Origin of the sequence: Methanococcus aeolicus Nankai-3, assembly GCF_000017185.1 — an archaeon.
Taxonomy (GTDB): Archaea; AGJL01; Methanococci; order Methanococcales; family Methanococcaceae; genus Methanofervidicoccus; species Methanofervidicoccus aeolicus.
The window spans coordinates 727,292-745,094 of record NC_009635.1; the positions used below are offsets into that span (position 1 = coordinate 727,292).

Annotated in this window: 16 protein-coding genes; 9 read left to right on the forward strand and 7 right to left on the reverse strand. The window is 28.3% G+C overall.

Annotated features, from left to right (window positions below; genetic code table 11):
• Positions 1–59: 59 nt before the first annotated feature.
• The 3 genes from MAEO_RS03540 to MAEO_RS03550 form a co-directional block, all read right to left on the reverse strand.
• Positions 60–470 carry a type II toxin-antitoxin system VapC family toxin gene (locus tag MAEO_RS03540; protein ID WP_011973425.1) on the reverse strand — a complete coding sequence of 137 codons (411 nt, stop codon included), beginning with the start codon at positions 468–470 and terminating at the stop codon, positions 60–62.
• An 82-nt stretch (positions 471–552) separates the two neighbouring features.
• Positions 553–3,537 (reverse strand): AAA family ATPase, encoded by a 2,985-nt coding sequence (locus MAEO_RS03545; RefSeq protein ID WP_011973426.1) that lies wholly within the window; start codon positions 3,535–3,537, stop codon positions 553–555.
• A gap of 9 nt (positions 3,538–3,546) precedes the next feature.
• Positions 3,547–4,746, reverse strand: a complete 1,200-nt coding sequence (locus MAEO_RS03550) for a DNA repair exonuclease (RefSeq protein ID WP_011973427.1) — start codon at positions 4,744–4,746, stop codon at positions 3,547–3,549.
• A 143-nt stretch (positions 4,747–4,889) separates the two neighbouring features.
• On the opposite strand from MAEO_RS03550, the gene MAEO_RS03555 reads away from it, so the two are divergent.
• The 8 genes from MAEO_RS03555 (at position 4,890) to MAEO_RS03590 (ending at position 13,239) form a co-directional block, all read left to right on the forward strand.
• Positions 4,890–5,693, forward strand: coding sequence for an RlmF-related methyltransferase (locus tag MAEO_RS03555; RefSeq protein WP_011973428.1), 804 nt, complete (start codon positions 4,890–4,892; stop codon positions 5,691–5,693).
• 274 nt (positions 5,694–5,967) lie between these two features.
• Positions 5,968–6,702 carry an OB-fold nucleic acid binding domain-containing protein gene (locus tag MAEO_RS03560; RefSeq protein WP_011973429.1) on the forward strand — a complete coding sequence of 245 codons (735 nt, stop codon included), beginning with the start codon at positions 5,968–5,970 and terminating at the stop codon, positions 6,700–6,702.
• A 95-nt stretch (positions 6,703–6,797) separates the two neighbouring features.
• On the forward strand, positions 6,798–7,670 hold the full coding sequence (gene sppA / locus MAEO_RS03565; RefSeq protein ID WP_011973430.1) for a signal peptide peptidase SppA: 873 nt from the start codon (positions 6,798–6,800) through the stop codon (positions 7,668–7,670).
• Between the two features lie 103 nt (positions 7,671–7,773).
• Positions 7,774–8,766: a calcium/sodium antiporter gene (locus tag MAEO_RS03570; RefSeq protein ID WP_011973431.1), complete on the forward strand. Its 993-nt coding sequence runs from the start codon at positions 7,774–7,776 to the stop codon at positions 8,764–8,766.
• 49 nt (positions 8,767–8,815) lie between these two features.
• Positions 8,816–10,432 carry a fumarate reductase (CoM/CoB) subunit TfrB gene (gene tfrB, locus MAEO_RS03575; protein WP_011973432.1) on the forward strand — a complete coding sequence of 539 codons (1,617 nt, stop codon included), beginning with the start codon at positions 8,816–8,818 and terminating at the stop codon, positions 10,430–10,432.
• 39 nt (positions 10,433–10,471) lie between these two features.
• Positions 10,472–11,689 (forward strand): hydroxymethylglutaryl-CoA reductase (NADPH), encoded by a 1,218-nt coding sequence (hmgA, locus tag MAEO_RS03580; RefSeq protein WP_048062474.1) that lies wholly within the window; start codon positions 10,472–10,474, stop codon positions 11,687–11,689.
• 97 nt (positions 11,690–11,786) lie between these two features.
• Positions 11,787–12,191 (forward strand): Tfx family DNA-binding protein, encoded by a 405-nt coding sequence (locus MAEO_RS03585; RefSeq protein WP_011973434.1) that lies wholly within the window; start codon positions 11,787–11,789, stop codon positions 12,189–12,191.
• Position 12,192: 1 nt separating this feature from the next.
• Positions 12,193–13,239, forward strand: coding sequence for an mRNA surveillance protein pelota (locus MAEO_RS03590; protein WP_011973435.1), 1,047 nt, complete (start codon positions 12,193–12,195; stop codon positions 13,237–13,239).
• 11 nt (positions 13,240–13,250) lie between these two features.
• Here MAEO_RS03590 and MAEO_RS03595 read toward each other — a convergent pair whose 3' ends face one another.
• From MAEO_RS03595 to selD, 4 genes are all read right to left on the reverse strand, one after another.
• Entirely contained in the window at positions 13,251–14,150 is a 900-nt protein-coding gene (locus MAEO_RS03595) for a permease (protein ID WP_232202541.1), read from the reverse strand.
• The gene (locus MAEO_RS03600) at positions 14,131–14,805 is read right to left on the reverse strand and encodes a 4Fe-4S binding protein (RefSeq protein WP_011973437.1); all 675 of its coding nucleotides are present in this window, start codon (positions 14,803–14,805) and stop codon (positions 14,131–14,133) included. Before MAEO_RS03600 ends, MAEO_RS03595 begins: the two co-directional genes overlap by 20 nt.
• A gap of 197 nt (positions 14,806–15,002) precedes the next feature.
• Positions 15,003–15,866: a substrate-binding domain-containing protein gene (locus tag MAEO_RS03605; protein ID WP_011973438.1), complete on the reverse strand. Its 864-nt coding sequence runs from the start codon at positions 15,864–15,866 to the stop codon at positions 15,003–15,005.
• Between the two features lie 299 nt (positions 15,867–16,165).
• Positions 16,166–17,212, reverse strand: coding sequence for a selenide, water dikinase SelD (selD, locus tag MAEO_RS03610; protein ID WP_011973439.1), 1,047 nt, complete (start codon positions 17,210–17,212; stop codon positions 16,166–16,168).
• A 115-nt stretch (positions 17,213–17,327) separates the two neighbouring features.
• Here selD and MAEO_RS03615 point away from each other — a divergent pair, with 115 nt between their 5' ends.
• On the forward strand, positions 17,328–17,777 hold the full coding sequence (locus MAEO_RS03615; protein ID WP_011973440.1) for an HAD family hydrolase: 450 nt from the start codon (positions 17,328–17,330) through the stop codon (positions 17,775–17,777).
• The last annotated feature ends 26 nt before the right edge of the window (positions 17,778–17,803 follow it).

A 17,803-nucleotide genomic window follows, 5' to 3' on the forward strand; every position in this document is an offset into this window, starting at 1 on the left:
AACTTATTATATACCATTATCAAATTATATTATATAATTTTATTTATTATTAAAAAATATTAAATATTTCCCTGTAATTCAAAATAATTTTTTTGTTTTACTATTATTATGGGAGCTCCTAGATTTCCCAATTTATTTTTTAATTCTTTGTCATTTGTGCATACCACAATTTTGTTATTTTTTTCTTTCTGTTCTTCCACATAATTAACAATTATATCGTCTGCATATTTTCCGTTGCTATATTCTTCTTCGTTGTATTTTTTAATCAAAGATAATAGAATATTTATTGAAAATTTTTCTTTTCCCTTTAATTGAGTTTTAAGTTTTTCCAATTCCTCTACAATACATTTTAATATTATTATTTCATAATTTGTAGTCAATACCCTATTTAATTCATAATCTATGTTTATTTTATGCTTTATAGCATATATTAAAAAATTTGTGTCAAATATTACTTTGGTTTTTGTCATTAATCTCTACCTATTATTGAATTAACAATTACAGTCCGCCGATTTACTATAATTATTTATTATTGTTAGTATTGTTAATTTTTTAGGAGCTCCTTATTATTGAATTTCCCATATTTTTTTCAACAGTTATCGTGTTATTTGCCACCTGTTCTAATTCTGAATGATGAGATATTACAAATATCTGGGAGAGAGACTTTATATTTCTAAATACCCTTAACAAATTATGTCTCCTATTTTCATCAAGGAACGCTGTTGGTTCATCCAATATTATACAATTCAAATCACTACAAACGGCTTTTGCAATTCCAATTCTAATTGCAAGAGCCACGGCTATTTGCTCCCCTCCACTTAGCGTCTTTACTGGATTATCATCTACTGTAATATCATAATCATTTTTAATTTCTATGTGGCTATATGGTAATTCAAATTCATTAAATACTTCATTGGTATGTCTTTGAATAATAGGTATATATTTTTGCCTTAAATATTGTTGAAATCCATTTTTTGAGAAAACGGCTTCTCTTATGTTAGCTAAATTATGTATAGCATTGTTTAGCTGTTCCTTTTTAGATTCTAATTTTTCCAATTGTTTTAATTTATTTTCAAATTCAGATAATAATTTATTTTCATTTTTAATTGTTGTATCTAATTTAATAATATCCTCATTAATTTCATTAACTTTGTTATTTATTTTATTATAATCCTTTTTAATATCTTCAAATTCCTCTATATTGTATTGTAGTTTTTCAATTGATAATTTAATATTTTGTATTTCGTTGTTTAAATTGTTTAAATTATTGTTTTCTTTTTTCAATAACTCATTAACTTTATTTCTTATTTCTTCAATAGATACGGCATATTTATCGGCATAATTCTTTAACACTGCATAAGAATCATTATATTGATTATATCCGTCTTTATATTTTATTAGCTCTTTTTCGTTGCTGTTTTTTTCAATTTCTAATTGGGAATTCGTTGCAACCTTATCTTTTAAATTATCTATTTCTTTATTTACGACATTTAATTTTTTCATGTTTTGTTCTTTATTTCTAATTAAATTTAACAGCTCATTTAATTCCCCTACCTTATTATTTAACTCTTTTTTTGTATTTAATATGGATTTATTTGTATTGTTTCCAATTATATCTAATAATTTGTTTTTATTGTCTACCAGTTCCTGCTCATTGCTATCTTTTAAAAAATTCTCACAGTATTCATATTTTTTATAATATTGTTCTAATTCTTTTAATTTATTTTCTTTTGTTTTAATATTTTCTATTATTTTGTTATATTCTTCTAAATCTTTTCCAATAACATTTAAATCATTATTTAACTTAATTAATTTATTTTCTTCTTCTATTAAATTATTGTTTTTTTCTTTTAATTGTCCATATTTATTTTTTAAATTATTTATTTTATCTAATTTGTCCTTTATGTCTTTTTTTTCAGATAAATATTTGTTATATTTTATTTGTAGTTTATTTGATTTTTGTTTTCTTTCCTCTATTAATTGATTGTATTGTTTTAGGAGCTCCTGTTTTTTCAACCCATCAATATTTGATTGACATACTGGACATTTATCCTCTGTTGTTCCTTTAAGTTTTTCTATGGCGTCTTTTGTTTGGTTTATTTCTGCATTATTTTGTGCTATTTTCTCTTTTAACAGGTCTATTTTATTAACAATATCCTCATATTTTGTTTTAATTTCTTTTTCCTTATTTATCTCTATATCAATATTATTAAAATCTTTTAAATCCTGTTTAAGTTGTTTTATTTTATATTCAGTAGATTTAATTTGTTGTTTTAAGTCGTTTTCCTTTTCTTTTATTCCGCTTAATTCCATTAATTTATTATTTAATTCCTTGGATTTCTTTGACAATTCCAAATATTTTAAATAATTTTCTTTATTTTTATTTAATTCCTTTTTACTGTTTTCAATTTTAGTCAGTTCTTTATTTAATAATTCCAAATCTTTTAATTTATTTAATATATCATCTAATTTATTTAATTCTTTGTTTATATCATTAATTTCCTGTTCTATTTCACTATTTGATTTATTTTTTGGATTTTTATCAATTAATTTTTTATCGATTTCTTTAATGGTTTTTTCTAAACCTTTCATTTCCCCATTTAACTCATTGAATTTATCGTAATATTTTTTGTATTGCAATAGTTCATTTGCCAACTTTTTTAATTTATTTTCTATTTCCTTGTATTTGGAGTAATTTAAATAGTTACTATTTAAAATATTATTGTGGGTATTTATGGCTCCCAAATCACTTATTAAAATTTTAATATTATTTTCAGAAGTTTCGACCCCATATTTTAATTCTTTTAAATTATTTTGTAAATTATTATTTTCTATTTCCTTTTTTTCCCATTTTTTTAGCAATTTTTCCTTCCTGTCTCGGAGCTCCACAGCATGATTAAATTTATCTTGGAGCTCCTTTAAAATTTTTGAATTTTTTTCCATATTTTCTTTTAAATTATTTATATTGGTATTTATGTCCTCTTTTTGTATTAATTCCCCTTCAATCTTTTTTAAATCTAATTCCATATTTTTTAATGGTGTTTTGAGTTTGTCCCATACTTGCTCATATCTTTCAATACCCAATAATTTTCCTATTAATTTTTTTCTTTCCGCGGGCGTAATTTGAATAAGTGAAGATATATCTCCCTGTTTTATATATATGGCATTTGAAAATACCTCGTCGTCCATATTGAGTATTTCCTTTATTTTATTATTGACTTCATCGTTGTTTTCAGAATATGGTTTATCATTTTCGTAAAGATAATTTATATTTTTCTTGCCCCTGCCCCTAATAACTTTATATCTTTTACCATTTATTTCAAATTCAAACGATATTGAAAAAAAATCGGTGCCTCTTTTTATTGCATCACTCAATTTAATTCTACGAGGTGCAAATAAGGCGTAATTCATAGCTTCAAATATAGATGATTTTCCACTTCCATTTTCTCCTATTATTGTGGTAATTCCCTGTTTAAATGATATGTCGGTATTACTATGGCTCCTAAAATTTTTAATATTAATATTTTTTATAATCATAATCCCACCTTATTTTATATAATAATTATTAATATAGTCATATAATTCGTTATCCCCTTTTAAAGCTTCATAATATAATCCCTGCACAAATTCTACATCATATTTTTTATTTCTAAGGAATTCCCTAAACATCTCATCAGTTTTGTTGTTGATATCTAAAAACATACTTGTTGTATCAATATCCTCCTCAATTATTGATAATCTACTATACAGTGCCTTTTTATTCATTAATTCCCTTAAACTACCCAGCAATTCTCGGGCAACTCCGCAAATAACTATTGGTTTTGTTGTGTCATTATAATTATTTAATTCATTTACCAAATTTTCAAAATCATTTTCATTTTTTATTTCTTTGTCAATTATAAAATCCCTGCATTTGATGTTTATTTTATCCACGCAACTTATATCAAAATCATTTTTACTTATATCTACTAAATAAAAGCCTTTTCCCTCTTTTTTGTAGTCTCTGTATTCGTCATAATCTGTTATTTCTGTGGAACCACTCCACCCTAAAACCTGACTGCCATCGGTGTTATTACTGTTATTATTACTGTTATTAATGTTGCTATTATTTGTATTGTTATCTTTATGTTGCAAATCTACTGTTTTAAGTATTCTTTTATGAATATGCCCTCCTGCATAGTAATTAAACCCTCTTGGAAGATTATTGACTTGGAGCTCATACGATGGTATATCTGAGTAGGAATATATACTTTGATGAAAAATTAATATTTTATTTTTATAATTCTTTGATTCTTGCTCTATTAATTTATAGTCATCAAATAACTCCGTGGTTTTTCCAATACTGGCATAATCCGAACCACCAATAAATATTTCTTTATTATTTTTTTTAAATATATGATATTTTTTCCCTGTAAATGTCCGTAATTTATCTTTTAACATATTTTTTAATATCAAATAAGGGCTTCCTTTGGTTATTCTTGATGGAACATCATGATTACCATGAATTATATATACTGGAATATTACATTCTTTTAATTTCTCAAAAGCTTTTATTGCCGTATATAGTGCATTTATTGGCGGAGTAGATTGCTCAAATAAATCCCCACTATGCACAACAAAATCTGGTTTTATATTAATTATTTCATCTATACACATATTAAATGCGTTATACATATCTTTTTCTCTTTCATCTAAATTATATTGTCTGTATCCTAAATGATTATCTGATATATGTACAAATTGCATAATTTCACACTCCCCCTTATATTTAATAAAAGTATATCAAATTAATTATATATTTTAAATATCTTATATTTGTATTTATTATTTATTATATTATTATATTATTATATAGGGAGCTCCAAGGAGCTCCCAAAATTGGTGAAATTATGATAGGATTAAAAATTGAAGATGCCTTAAAATTAAATAAAGACCTTAAAAAATACATAACATATAAAAACGGAAAAGCCAGAATTGACTTTAAAAATAAAGAAGCACTTTATTTATATAATAAAACAATATTGGAACATCTATTCGGGCTAAATATGGAATTCCATAAAGATGCCCTAATTCCAACCCCAATAAATCGATATTTATTTATTAAAAACATATTTGATGAAAACCCCCATATAAAGAATGTTTTGGAAATAGGCACTGGTTCGGGCATAATTTCCATTCTTATAGCAAAACATTATAATTGTAAAATATATATGACAGATACAGTTGAAGAATATGTGGATTTAGCCCAAAATAATATTGAAAATAATTATAAAAATATCAAAATCAATAACCCAGATGATATCACAGTAATAAATTCAAACGGAAAAATAATAAATGGAATAAAAGAACTTGAAAATATAAAATTTGATTTAATTATATCCTATCCTCCGTTTTATGATGATAATTCAGTAGCTTCAAAAAGGAGTTTTGGAGGTGCAGATGCCACTTCAATTGAATTAATAGGCGGTGGAAAATATGGCGAAAAATTTTCATGTGATATTATAATGGAGGGGAGCTCCCGATTAAATAAAAATGGATTAATTGCCATAATGCTACCAGAAAAACCAATAGAACGGAGAAAAGCCATTGAAAATAAAATAATTGATATGGGATTAATATTAAAATCCGATGACATAAAAACAGGGAAAAGAGTGAGGCATATAATTAAAGGACAGTTTCCATCCTTGTTTTAATGGATGTCTCAAAAATTTCCCCTGGAAAACTTAGAAATGTCTTTTAGGTCCCCTATGATTCTTACTTTCTTTTATGGTTTTTATCCTTATATATCTTTCGATTTTTATCAAGAGGTAATTAAAATATAATTAAAAATATAAATAATATATACTATATAACATAAACAGTATCTCATATTTATGATATAATACAATAAATAATTATAATTTATATCACTAATTCATGTTACAATTTAAAATATATATTAAAAATATAACGATATAAAGTGAAACTATGGGACGAAGATGGACTGCATATAAAATACACCCTAACGAAGTGTTAGATAACGAATTTAGTGAAAAAGCCCTTATTGTAGATGGAAACAAGATATATAAAGTTAGATTGATGGGGAAAGTGCAAAACCTTAAAGATAATTCGAACAATATCTTTTTTGAAATTGATGGAGTATCAATAAGAGATTTTGATAAAAAATCAAAGGACATTAAGGAAGAGGATTTTGTGGATATTATCGGAAGAGTCGGAGAATATGAAGGAAGTAGATATGTTGCATTAGAAATTTGTAAAAAAATAACCGATAATCTACCCAACTCTGAGAGTTGTGAAGTTTCTGGCGAAACTCTACCCAATTCAGAGAATTGTGAAGTTTCTGGCGAAACTCTACCCAATTCAGAGAATTGTGAAGTTTCTGGCGAAACTATCAATAAATGGAAAGAACTAAGAGCTCTTGAAATAGAAAAAACAAGAAAATATATGGAAGATGAAGAAGAATCCCAATATCAACCTAAACAATCCTCAACAGCAGAAGAAGAAGTTTTAGAGGATTTATATGAATCTAATGATATGAAAAATGAAGTAATGGACATAATTAAAGAACAAGAAGGTATCTCGTATGAGAAATTATTGGAATCCGTTGATATTGGTGAAGAGGAACTCGATAAAATATTGGAAGAATTAATTGACGATGGAGAAATCTACGAACCAACTCCTGGAATTTATAAGGAATTATAATTTATGCGGGCGATATTTTGAAAAATAAAAATATATATTTAATATTTGGGGCCTTGGTAGCATTATTGATATTATTATCTGTTGGGGCTCTAACAATGGCCATATTATTCATGCCAGATGGTAGCGGAAATAATATATTTTCATTTTGGAGTGATGAAGTTTCAATTATAGAATTAACTGGCGAAATTAGTTCCAATGGTGGAGATGGGGGAGTATTTGGAGGATATTCTCCAAGTGCTGATGAATATATTAGATTATTAGATAATGCTGAAAATAACGATGGCGTAAAAGCAGTTGTATTAAAAATTAATTCTCCAGGAGGAGAAGTGGTGGCAAGTGAAAAACTTGCAAGAAAAGTAAAAGAAGTTTCTGAAAAAAAGCCCGTTGTGGCATATATTGAAACTATTGGGGCTTCTGGTGCATATATGGCAGCAGTGCCTTCCGATTATATTGTAGCCGAAAAACATTCAATGGTTGGAAGTATTGGGGTAATAATGGGACTATCTCATTATTATGAGCTTTATGAAAAAATTGGAATAAATACTACCACAATAAAAGCAGGAAAATATAAAGATATCGGCTCACCAAATCGACCAATGACAGATGAAGAAAAAAAAATGTTAGAATCTATGACGGACGAAATGTATGGAGATTTTATAAAATGGGTTGCTGAAAATAGGGGAATGGACATAAATAAAACCTACGAAGTAGCAGAAGGTAAAATATATACGGGAAGCCAGGCTAAAAAAGCAGGATTAGTAGATGCCGTTGGTGTTGAACAGGATGCCATTGATAAAGCTTCTGAATTAGCAAATATATCCAATCCTACCGTAGTCTATTATGATGCAAATAAACCAGCTGGATTATTTGGTTTATCTATTAATGATATTGTATATCATTTGGGTTATGGTATTGGCAGGGGTTTAAATCCAAACATAGAACAGAAAACTATTAAATTAAGTTATTAATATTAATTATAAAATTATTTATTAAAATATATTTTCTATTTTTTATTATTTTATTGTCTTCTTTGTTTATTAATTATTAATTTATCTAAATTTGGTGTAAATTATGGTAGAAATTTTATTTAGTGTATTTATTCTATTATTGGGTTTGGCATTACTTAATTATGGTAGTGATTGGTTTGTAGTGGGGAGCTCCAAAGTAGCAAAACATTTAAATGTTTCAAATTTTGTAATTGGGGCAACAGTTGTTGCTTTTGGAACCTCATTACCTGAAATAATAACAAGCGTTTATGCATCATATATTGGCTCCACAGGAATAGCCGTAGGAAACTCATTAGGTAGTAATATAGCCAATGTTGGATTAATATTGGGATTAAGTGCCCTAATTGCTCCAATATATATAAGAAAAGAAAATATTTTAAAAAACGGATATATTTATTTATTATTTACAATCATAGCATTTATATTAGGCTATGATGGTTTTAATTCAATTGATGGTATATTATTATTTATAATGCTAATTTCATACATAACATATACTATTAAAAAAGGAGGATGTTGCGAGGAAATGGGGGAAAATAATGGGAGCATAGTTAAATCAGTGTTATTTACTATTTTAGGACTATTGGCAGTTATAGTTGGAAGTAGCCTATTTGTAAGTGGTGCAAAAGATATTGCATTGTTTTTAGGCATATCTGATAAAATCATTGGATTTACCCTTGTTGCTTTTGGAACCTCATTACCTGAATTGGTGGTTTCAATTACCGCAGTTAAAAGAAAACTGGGAGATATGGTAATTGGAAATATTATTGGTAGTAATATAGCAAATATTGGCGGTGCATTGGCATTGGCTTCCATAATAAGCCCACTCCCAAAAGTTCCTTTTGAAATGACTGTAAATTTACTTTTAACCTCATTGATGGTATTATTTATGTCCAAACATATTCTGGAATTTATTAAGAAAAATAAGGATAAAATACATAACAAAAAAGATAATAACGATAATGAAACCATTTACTCAAAAATAAATAGAATTGATGGAACAATATTAATTTTAATTTATTTAGGATTTATATTATTTATTTCCAATATATTATAAATAGATAGATATATAGATAAATAGATAAATAATAACACATCGTGATACAATGAAACAAATAAAATTAAAAATAAAATTAAATGGAGTATTTAAAGAATATTTCGTTCCAAATAATATAACTGTTTTAGAAGCATTAGAATACATAAATAAAACATACAACGAAAATATACAATATAGGGCATCATGTAGGGCAGGACAGTGTGGAAGTTGTGCCATGACGATAAATAACGAACCAAAACTTGCCTGTAAAACAAAAGTAGAGCATAACACAACAATAGAACCATTGAAAAATTTCATTGTGATTAAAGATTTAATAGTAGATAGGGAACAATATTATAAAAAATTGAATAATATAAGAAATTATGTAGAAAATGAAAAGGAAATTTTTTCTGGCGAAAATATTCAAAATAAAGAAGATACAATAAATGATTCGGAGAATACAGAAAATAATAAAATAGATACCTTAAAAGACAAAACAATAACAGCAATAAACAGCGCCGGGGACATAACCAATATAAAAAAAATAAGGGGTTGCATAGATTGCCTGTCTTGTCTCTCAAAATGTCCAGCAAAGGAGTTTTCAGAATACCCTGGTCCAACTTTAATGAGACAGATTGCAAGATTTGCATTTGATAAAAGAGACAATATAAACAGGTGTGAAATGGCATTTTTTGAAAATTTACCAAATTGCACAACCTGTGGAAAATGTGTTGAAGTGTGTCCAAAAGAAATTGACATAGTACATAATGCCGTGGAAAAATTAAGGGCAAAAGCCTTTGAAAATGGATATTATTTAAAGGAGCATATGGAAGTTCGAAAAAATGTATTAAATAAAAATAATAACAACAGGTCTATAATTAAAGAGAAAACTCCATTGTTGGAAGAAGTGCATAATGAGTATATTGTTGAACATGAAAAAATGAGGGTGGCCTTTTTTACGGGCTGTTTGGTGGATTATAGACTTCAAGATGTGGGAAAAAGTGCTATAAAAATATTAAATGCTCATGGAATTTCTGTAATTATTCCAAAAAATCAAATTTGTTGCGGTTCTCCATTTATACGAACAGGTCAAACGGATGTGGCCAATACTTTAAAAAATCATAATTTAAATATATTTAACAATTTAGAAGTTGATGCCATAATTACTGTATGTGCGGGGTGCGGTAGCACACTTAAAAACGATTACAAAGAAAAAGAATTTAAAGTTATGGATATCACCGAAATATTAAACAAAGTGGGACTTATAAACTATAATCCACTTAAAGACCATACAAAATTAATAGGAATTCCAACAGAGGAACACGATAAAAAAATAAAAATAACATATCATGATCCATGTCATTTGAGAAGGGGACAAGGCATATTTGTTGAACCACGAAAAATATTAAGACATATTCCAAATTTGGAATTTATTGAGATGGAGCTCCCTGACCAATGTTGTGGTGCTGGTGGCGGTGTAAGAAGTGGAAAACCAGAATTAGCAAGTGCAATAGGAAAAAGAAAAGCTAAAATGATAGCAGATACAGATGCCGATTTTGTAATTACTGTATGTCCATTTTGCGAATACCATATAAAAGATAGCATAAATAAATACAATAAAGAAAATGATATTAAAAAAGATACTAAGGTATTAAATATAGTATCTCTACTTGATAAGGTGATTTAAGTGGAAGATAATAATAATAATAATAATAATAATAATAATATAGATATATCCGAAATTATAAATAAATTAAAAAATAAAGAAATAAAGCCATATCAATTAGATGAATTATTTAATTCAGAAGAAGCCGTAAAAATAAGAAGAAAATATATTGAAGATATGGTAAATATGGAGCTCCCTCAAATTTCAAATTATACAATTGACGAAAAAGAGGCTTCCAAAAAAAATATAGAAAATATGATAGGGGCAATACAAATACCGCTCGGCTATGCTGGACCATTAAAAGTAAATGGAAAACATGCCAATAAAGAATATTTCGTTCCACTTGCTACCACAGAGGGGGCATTGGTTGCTTCTGTAAATCGAGGTTGTAGTATAATCTCAAAATGTGGGGGTTGCACAGTTAGAGTAATAGGAGACAAAATGACAAGAGCTCCCGTATTTACTACAAAATCCATAGTCGATGCAATGGAATTAAAAGAATGGATTGAAGCCAATTTCCAAAAAATAAAAGAAATTGCAGAAACCACCACCCGTCATGGGAAATTAAAGAGTATTAGTCCCATATTAATAGTTGGAAGATTCGTATATCCAAGATTTACATACAGCACAGGCGATGCTATGGGTATGAATATGGTAACCATTGCCACAGAAAAAGCCTGTGAGTTCATAACCAGCCAAATCAGAGAGGAAAAAAATATAATCGTTCATATGGCGGCACTAAGTGGAAATGTTTGCACAGACAAAAAACCAGCAGGAATAAACCTCATAGAGGGAAGGGGAAAAACAGTCATAGCAGAGGTTTATTTAACCAATGAGGAAATAAAAAAATACTTAAAAACCACGGCAAAAGCAATTGAACAAGTGAATATGTATAAAAATTTAATTGGTTCAGCCATAAGTAACTCCATGGGATTTAATGCCCATTATGCCAATATTGTAGGGGCTTTATTTCTTGCTACGGGGCAGGATGAAGCCCATATTGTAGAAGGGAGTTTAGGAATAACTGTTGCAGAAAGTGATGAAAACGGACTATATTTCTCAGTTACACTCCCAGATTTGCCGGTTGGAACAGTTGGAGGCGGAACAAGAATTGAAACCCAGAATGAATGTTTAAAAATTATTGATTGCAACGGGGGAGGTAATGCCTTGAAGTTTGCTGAAATAGTCGGGGCTACTGTTCTTGCCGGTGAGTTATCGTTGATGGGAGCTCTGGCATCAGGACATTTGGCAAAGGCGCATTCTGAATTAGGCAGATAAAAAAATAAAATAATTATAATAATTATAATAATAAGGAATACAATATTATAAAAATAGAATAAGATAGAATAAACCAATATAATAATAAAGGGATATTATGGATTCATTTCTAACGGAAACTCAAATAAAAGTATTAAAATTAAGAAAAAAAGGACTAACCCAGGAAAAAATTGCCGAGCAACTTAATACCAGTAGGGCAAATATAAGTATGATAGAAAAACGAGCAAAGGAGAACATTGCAAAAGCCAAAGAAACATTGAAAATATATAATAATATCATAGCCCCATTAAAATTAATCATACCAGAAGGAACAGATGTTTTAGACATTCCAAAACAGATATTGGAAGTTTCGGATATAAATGATATTACTATACCTTATGCTCAATTGGAGATGCTTGAATTAATACATAAAAGTGTGCCAGAATGCCTATATAATCGAGTAGTTAAAAAATCATTTACTATAAATATACTTGAAAATGGAGAATTGTCATTTATGGGATAATATGAAAATAATTAAAGAAATACCTGAAAAAAATATAATTAAAGTTATGCCCGAAAACTTAGATGATTTATGGCACCTATCAAATATAATTTTAAAAAATAATGCTGTTTCTGCAATGACGGAGAGACGAACAGAAGATAAAGGGGATAAATTAAGGGCAGATAGAGGGACAAAAAGAAGAGTTTATTTAGGGGTTAAAGCAGAAAAAATAAAATTTGATGAAAATACCAATAGATTAAGGGTCAGTGGCCCAATAATCCATGGTCCAGAGGATGTTCCAATTGGCTCATATCACACCATAGACATAGAACCACTTAAAGATGTATCCATACAAAAAAACTGGAAAAAATGGGATTTACAAAGGTTAAAAGATGCCGAAAATTCTGCAAAAAAACCAAAAATTATAGTTGTGATTATGGACGATAGCGATGCTACCGTATTTATAATCAGAGATTATGGGGTAAAAGAGATAGGACATATAAAATCAAGATTATCTAAAAAATTAGACTACAAAAGGCAAGACCAAGAAAATATAAATTATTACAACGAAATACTTGAAGTAATGTCGCCATACGAAGGAAAAATACTTGTAGCAGGTCCGGGATTTACAAAAAACAATTTTCAAAAATATCTGTCTGAAAAACACAAAGATATGCTCCAAAGGGTTGTATTTGAATCCACAAACCATACTGGACGATTAGGACTTGCAGAAGTTTTAAAATCTGGTATCGTGGATAGAATTTATGGGGAAGCTCGCCTTAGTAAGGAAACTCAATTGGTAAATAAATTATTAGAAGAAATTTCAAAAAAAGGACTTGCAGTTTATGGTGTTGATGATGTTAAAAATGCTTTAAATTATTCTGCAATTGAAACTTTATTAATTACAGATGAATTTTTAAGAAAAAATAGGAGAATTTTAGAGGATTTAATTAATTCTGTTGAAGCTATTGGTGGGAGCTCCATTATAATCTCCACAGAATATGATGTAGGAAAACAGTTGAAAGCACTTGGTGGAATAGGAGGTTTATTAAGGTTTCCTATTGAATAATTTTTTTATAATTATCTAATTATAAAATCATATATCATTCCAATTAAAGCACTTATTAAAACCACACTACCAAAATATTTTAATGTTATTTTTAGCCCATATCCTTTTTTCATAGTTAATAACAGGGGAAGCCCCAAAGTTGGAGCAGATATTAAAAATGAAATTATCAATCCTTTTTGAATTCCTTCAATCGCAACAGATTTTATAATTGGTATCATTGCATGAGGACATAAAAAAATAAATACCCTAAGTATTGAAACATAAAAATATGAATAAATATTATTTGAAAGAATTAATAATATGGCATCTTTTGAAATAAAAGTAATAATAATCCCAGATATCAAAAATCCAAGCACCATTGAGGGAAGAAATTTTTTTAATTGCCCAATGAATATTTCAAAAAAATTTTCATGATAATTTTTATTTTTAACAATTATATCATAGTTGATAATGGGAGCTCCCTCATTATAAAACAGCAAACCCACCAAAATAGATAACATCAACGATGCCAATATTTGAATAATTGTCATTTCATAGCCTAACATGGACAATGTTAGCATAATGGTTATGGGATTTATTGAGGCAGCTGACACGATAAATGCCATACTCATTCCTAAATTTGCATTTTTTGAATTTAAGGCATTTGCTACGGGAATACCACTTGCAGAACATAAAGGCAGTATTGCCCCAATAAATGATAATATTAGTAGGGAGATAATACTGCCATCCAAATTATGGAGTATTCTTTTTTTAAAATTACTATTAATATTCATTTTTATGATGGTCGATAAAATAAACCCAAATAAAATATATGGAAGTGCCATCCAAAAAAAATTAAAAGAATGTTCCAATATAATAAATATTGTATTGATATTAATTATATTAGTTATATTAGTTATATTTATTATCATTTTTTCCACACTTTGAACAGTCACCGCAGGATTTTACAGCATTGACGGTTTTTATTTTTCTTATTCCTTTTTTTGTTAATTGAATACTGGTTCCCAATGGACAAATATATCTACACCAAAATCTTGGAATTAACAATAATCCCAATAATAAAGCTCCCACTATAACATATAATCGGGCAAAATATGCATTTCCGGCCGCTAAATATGCTAATTTTAAAGAAGTCATTAGGTCAGAAGTATGAATTGGTATGTAATACCTTGGATTTCCATAAAATATGGCAATTATGGCACATACAAAGAACAGATATTTTAAAAAATTTAATATTGTTTTAGTTTCCAACGATAATTTAAATGGTTTTTTTGAAATTTTTCTTCTAATTTTATATAATATATCATTTAATGACCCGAAGGGGCAAATTTTACTACAAAAATCAGCCTTAAATATAATCATATATCCAACAATAAAAGCTACAAAAGGTTTTCTATAATATTTAGATGGACAATCTACCACAGGGCACATATCACAGGCTAAAAAGGGAATTACATAAGGGCACCTGAGCATTACCAATACAATAGTTTCCAATGATACAATGAAAAATAAATATTTCATAATAGTTGGAAACCATTTTTTTAATTTTATTTTATTAAAATCCATAGTTTCACCAAATATACCATAAAAATAAATTAACCATAAATATAGTTAATCTTCAAAAACTGTCCTATATTAGTCCAAAATAATTAAGTAGAATGGGATATAACTACGAAATACAGTTTTATTTTCACCATCATAGTGTGAAACAGTTCGAAGATTGACCATAATAACATTAATAAAAAATTAAAAGAGAAATAAATTTAATTAGCAGGAGTTAACTCTTTATACTCCGAATAATAGTTATTTAATAATTCATTACCTTTTTTAGATTTTACCGGATAGAATCCATGTTTTTCCAATATATTTTGTCCTTCATCAGAGAGCACAAATTCCTTATATTTATATGCCAAATCTTTTTCTTTTGAGTTTTTCATAACTCCTACTGTGAAAACGCCTTTTTGTATATCGAGGTATTCTCTGGGAATATCTATAACTTCAACATTTCCCTTTATTCCCTCCAATGTTATGCATCTTCTTTCAACTAATGCAGCATCACATTTTCTATCTACAACAGCATCCAACATCTTCCTATAACAATCATAATCTTTTGAACTTTTTTCATAAATTTTTTCGATTAATTCTTTTTCGGGTTTTAATGCTTTTATTGCTGGAATCGTTGCTTTTGAGTTTGTGTAAACTATAACATCTTTTTCCAATAAATCTTCTAATTTAGTTATATTCTTAGGGTTTCCTTTCGGAGTTATTATTACCCATTCTGTAAATTGGTAGATTTTATAGTCTGGTTCCATTAAACTTTCGTTTGTTAATATTTCTGAATGACTGATACTTCTTGGTAAAAATACATCTGTATAGGCACCATTTTCTATTGCTTTCCTCAAAGTTCCAGCTGATGCTCCTGTAAATTCAACTTTACAGTTATATTTTTTTTCAAATTCTTTATTTACTTCTTGAAGTGCTTCTGTTGGGCCTCCGCAACTATAAACTACCAATGTCGGAGTTTCTGTTGTCGTTGTTGTTCCTGTTTTTGAAGCATCGGAGACACAGCCACTAAACATAAGGCTTATCCCAATAATTCCAATTAATATTATTGTTAATTTATTCATATTTGCACCTATTAATTTTTCTAATGTGTCATTAATAATGTATGAGGTTAAATTTACTAAAATAGTATATATAAATTTCTATTTAATATTATTAATAATAAAAAAAACATATTAATTAAATTAATACTAGTATTTTCAGATGAGTTTTAGTTAAATATGATTTTGAAATTATCTTTAAAGAGTCATATGAGAAGCCCCAAATAAAATAAAAATAAAAAAATAAAAGTATTCCTCCTAAAAAGGTTCGGAATACCTATAAAATTGCCAAATATATATCTTAAAATTTGCAAAGCAAATTTTTACGATATCTCTAAAATCTTTAAGTTATCACTTAAATGTGCCTTCCCAACATCAGATTTAGATTTTAAAACTTTTCCTACCATATAGGCATAATTTCCGCTTATTCGTAGTTTTTCAACCAATTTATCGGCATAATTCGGATTTACAGATATAAACAATCCACCCGCGGTTTCGGCACCATATCCTTTTAATAATTGATGTCCAAACGATGAAGACAGATAGTCGGTTTTTTTAATAATCGGAAGAAGATTTATCTCTATATCGACATCACTTTGTTCAGCCATTTCTTGACTATGTCCCAATATTCCAAAACCCGTAATATCCGTCATTGCATTTGCTATCTTTTCATTATTTTCCCGCTCCAATTCTCGCAGTGCCATTAGTGCCCCCCGATTTGAAGTAGTCATTAATTCAATAGCCTTATCAATTATTCTTTCCTTTTCTTTTGCAGTTATTTCCAATAGGTCTTCATATTCTTCCCCTACTCGAGATAGTGCCATAGCCGACTGTGTGCCCAATGGTTTTGTCAATATTAATATATCTCCTTCTTTCGCCCCTCCTTTTGTAAGTATATCCTCTTTTCTACCTACGCCACTAACAGAGCCCCCAATTATCGGAGCAGGGTTTAATATGGTATGTCCGCCGATTATTGTTGTATCATCAGCCCTACAAAAGTCCTGAAATCCTTTTAACATTTCTTTTGCACATTCTATCGGAAGATTTTGAGGAATTCCCATTATTACCAATACACCAATTATATCCAATACGCCCATAGCATAAACATCGCTTATAGAGTTGCATGCTGCTATTTTGCCCTGTGTATATGGGTCATCTACAATGGGAGTAAAAACATCTACGGTTTTTACTATTGCAAGGTTGTTTCTAATAATTACGGCGGCATCATCACCTAATCCAACGAGGGTTTTTTCTAAATCTTCTTTTGATATAATGTCTTTTACCAGTGCCTCTAATTCTGTGTTGGGAAGTTTGCAAGCTCATCCATGGAGCTCCACCATTTGAGTTAATTTTATATCTTTTGATTTAATATTATCACCAAATTAATATTTAATATAAATATTATTTATGTTAGTTATATATATATAATTCTTCACAATTATAATATATAATTTATAAGTATTTTTAATTTTTAATGTGGTTTATATGATTGATATACCCAATTATAAAAATATGACTTCTAAAACTATTGTTTTTGATTTGAATGGTACTCTTGCAATAGATGGAATAGTAAATGATGAGGTAAAAGAATTATTAATAAAACTATCCAAAAAATATAATATTGTAGTGATTACGGCCGATACATACGGAACTCTTAGAAATGAATTTAAAGAGTATGATTATACCATTGAAATTATAAAAAATACAGAAGAAAAAGGCGAAAAGGCACAAAAATATTCTCCATATATTGCCATTGGAAACGGAAATAATGATATAGAGATGTTTAAAAACTCTGAGCTATCTGTAGCCATAATTGGAAAAGAAGGTTGTAATGGCAAATTATTATTACACTCCGATATTGTGGTACATAATATAGTTGATGCAATAAATTTATTTTTAAATGAAAATAGATTGATTGCAACCCTCAGAAAGTGAACTACCCTGTCCGTAAGGGCGGGGTC